Below are 2,472 nucleotides of genomic sequence, written 5' to 3'. Positions count from 1 at the left end.
TGTGACCATGGCAGAATGCGTTCCACTTCTTCTTTGCTCGCTAAATCGATTTTGGGCATGATTTCAAACAAGTACCGAAGATAATGGTAGGGGCTCAGCCCATTCTCTTTTGCCGTTTCGTTTCAACCAGACTATACATAATGGCACTTCCTTTGGCACCTCTCGGTGTATTGGAAAACATCGAGTTCTTTCTCCCAATCACAAACGGTTTTATGGAACGTTCGCTTTGATTATTATCGATTTCCAGACGACAACTAACGAGTTAATAGTGATAATTATGCTTCCCGTATAGTAAAAGTTAATGTAAGGGGTAGATATAATGCTGAAGAATGGGAAAGAAGGCACGTTAAATATATAGAGGAAAAAGTAACTAAGAAGAAGTTAGACAGAAATTTTCATAGACGACCTTAACTATTAATAGAGAAAATACAAATTTTGTTAATGACATAATAAAGAACTGAAGATTAACCGGTTCTACTGTTCAAGGAGGTAAGATAAAGTTGAGTGAGAGAATTGTAAATATTGGAGATGTGTTTGCTTTAAATTTACCAAATGGTGAATTTGGGGCAGTAAGAGTTTTAAATAAGAGTGATAAAGCTCACCTTTTAGCTACAACACCGTATATGGAACCTGAGCTTCCTTCAATTGATAATGAGATTTTAGGAGAGATTCTTGTAGAAAATCGGTTTTATTGTAACAATAGTAGGGCTTTAATATGGGTTGATGGTAGTGCCCCTGAGAATTTCATTTATATTGGGAACATACCATTAACTAAAAAGGAGAAAAAAATACATTGGAACTCATTCGGAGAACAGTGGAATGATTCCTGTGGTGTAGAAGCCTATCTTGAATGGCGCTGGGAAAATGATAGAGATAACTTTGTAAAAGAAATTGAAACAGGAGGAAATACTGCTACTATAAACAACTCCAATAATAAAAAAACGAGTCAGATGATGAAAGATGAAACTTTTTGGTCCATTATTTCACAACTGGATTTTAATGCTGAATGTGATGATGATATAATAGAACCAGCAATTGAAAGATTAGCAAATTTAAGTATACAGGACATAAAGCAATTTGAAGAAGCGTTAGCTTATAAACTATACTTATTAGACACAAAAAAACATGCACAAATGTCTTGTAATGAACAAAGCCCAGATTATTTATCTGCAGATTTATTTTTATACATTAGATGCTCGGTAATAAATAAGGGAAAAGAATTTTTTGAAGAAACTCTTAAAAATCCAAGTAATATGCCAAATGATGAAGATTTTGAACCGCTATTATCAATAGCTTCTGAAGCGTATACTAGGAAAACAGGGAACGAATTTGACTATATTACAGAATATGACTATTAGTCTTTTTCAAATGACGAAGGTTGGAAGTAATAGCAAATATACTAATAACTAATGATAACTGAAGTAGGTGGTGAAAAAATGTACATTTTTCCACCACCTACTTCTATTTTTTGATTTTAAACATCTGTTATTAATCCATTTAGCAGAATGAACTTTAAATTAGATAAAAAATAAAAAAGCCATCGAATCATTCTTTGGTCATCTGAAAGACGAGGTAAACAGAAAAGCGTGTAAGACTTTAGAGGAACTTCAACGTGAAATAGACAAGTATATCCGCCACTATAACCATACTAGATATCAATGGATCCTAAAAAAGATGACTCCTGTACAATACAGAAATCATTTTCTTCAGGCTGCTTAATCCCTTTTTTCAAAATGTCTTCATGCAACTTAATCGTGACCTAAAATCCTTTAAAAGTCAGAGTATTAGATTACGTAAAATAAACTAATGACAACTTAAACTTGACCTATTGCGATACAATTAGTTTTTTTGAAATACAACTTAAAAGAGACTTAGACAAATAATAAAGGTAATGTTATTAGTTTAACAATATTTTGTAGGTCAAGACTTAGTTGTTCATGTCATAATTAAGATGTATAGGTCACGAACAAGTTGTCACACAACACAAAAGCAAGGGGAGGTGATTTTAATCTTTTGTCAATTGTACGTAAAATATTGATTTTACAACCAATCGAAAATAAGCTTACTAAGCATTACAATATTTTTTTGTTTTATTAAATGTAAGTTGTACGCTGTTAAAAGTAAGTGATACTCTTGGTATGTCAACACTAAACTGGACAAAAATTATAAGGTCTGTTGCTTGAATTCCACTGGTGTTAAATAGCCTAGTGTTCCGTGAATTCGAATGTTATTGAACCAATGAACATAATCATCAAGTTCTAGAGCGAGCTGTTCAAGAGAAGAGAAATGAGCTCCGTTAGCGAATTCTGTTTTAAATACCTTAAACGTTGCTTCAGCCACAGCGTTATCATAAGGGCATCCTTTCATGCTCAGTGATCGTTGGATACCGAATGTTTCAAGACTCTCTGAAATTAGTTTGTTATCAAACTCTTTCCCTCGGTCTGTATGAAACATTTTGACATCATTCAAATT

General features: G+C 33.0%; 2 protein-coding genes and 2 pseudogenes. 2 read left to right on the top strand and 2 right to left on the bottom strand.

The features are described from left to right. Positions 1 to 250 (bottom strand): annotated as a pseudogene (locus V7014_RS22095) (IS66 family transposase); the annotation flags it as partial. A gap of 250 nt (positions 251 to 500) precedes the next feature. On the opposite strand from V7014_RS22095, the gene V7014_RS22090 reads away from it, so the two are divergent. After that, positions 501 to 1,358: a DUF4240 domain-containing protein gene (locus V7014_RS22090; protein ID WP_335510384.1), complete on the top strand. Its 858-nt coding sequence runs from the start codon at positions 501 to 503 to the stop codon at positions 1,356 to 1,358. A gap of 184 nt (positions 1,359 to 1,542) precedes the next feature. Further along, positions 1,543 to 1,719 (top strand): annotated as a pseudogene (locus tag V7014_RS22085) (IS3 family transposase); the annotation flags it as partial. Positions 1,720 to 2,163: 444 nt separating this feature from the next. On the opposite strand, the gene V7014_RS22080 reads toward V7014_RS22085, so the two are convergent. Continuing rightward, on the bottom strand, positions 2,164 to 2,472 hold a 309-nt coding region (locus tag V7014_RS22080; RefSeq protein ID WP_335510382.1), incomplete at its 5' end, for an IS3 family transposase.

Origin of the sequence: Bacillus sp. JJ722 (genome assembly GCF_036963345.1) — a bacterium.
Classification (GTDB): Bacteria; Bacillota; Bacilli; order Bacillales; family DSM-1321; genus Bacillus_AD.
The sequence above is the reverse complement of the archived record's forward strand: the minus strand, read 5'-3'. Positions and strand labels throughout refer to the sequence as shown.